Source organism: Streptomyces sp. HSW2009 (assembly GCF_040240285.1).
Lineage (GTDB): Bacteria > Actinomycetota > Actinomycetes > Streptomycetales > Streptomycetaceae > Streptomyces.
In genome coordinates, this window is sequence record NZ_JBEHZD010001113.1 from 1 (window position 1) to 719 (window position 719).

Annotated in this window: 1 protein-coding gene; it reads right to left on the reverse strand. The window is 78.9% G+C overall.

Going from position 1 to position 719, the window contains the following annotated elements:
- Positions 1-719 (reverse strand): molybdopterin cofactor-binding domain-containing protein (locus AAHZ94_RS34815; RefSeq protein WP_349997657.1); only part of this gene is annotated, 719 nt, incomplete at both ends.

A 719-nucleotide genomic window follows, 5' to 3' on the forward strand; every position in this document is an offset into this window, starting at 1 on the left:
GAGTAGCGTCGGCCGCGTCATTGGTGTATAAGAGCCCGGCCGGGCCGGCCGCGCCGACCACCGCGCCGCCGGCGAGCGTGAGCCCGGCCGCCGCCCACGCCGGGTCGCCGGCGCCGAAACGGGCCCGGCCGATCGCCAACACCCGCTCCCTGACCAGGGCGCACACGTGCTGGACGGCGCCGCCGGTGACGTAGGTCTGGCGGGAGGCCGAGGTGGAGCCGGCCGAGCCGATGCGGGTGTCGGCCGGCTCGACCGTCACCCGCTCCACCCCCAGTTCGGTACGGGCGATCTGGGCCTGCACCGTGACGCCGCCCTGGCCGACCTCGGCCAGCGCCGTGCACACCGCGGCGACCGGCTCGCCCGCGACGACCTGGAGCCGCACCCGGGCCGTCGAGTAGTCGTCAAACCCGGCTGAGAAACCCACGTTCTTGATGCAGGCGGCGTAGCCGACGCCGCGCACCACCGACTCGCCGTGCGAGGCCCCCGACCGGCCGCCGGGCAGCTCCCGCAGGTCCACCCGCCCTTCCGGCAACTCCCACGGCCGCTCTGCCGGCAGCGGTCTGGCGCGCACCCGCTCCAGCAGTTCGGCCACCGGCGCCGGGGAGTCCACCCGCTGCCCCGTCGGCAGCGCGGTCCCCTCCGTCATGGCGGGGGGGGGCCGGCCCCCCCCCCCCCCCGCCGCGCGCGGCCCGCGGCGCCCGCGCCCGCCGGCCCCGCGC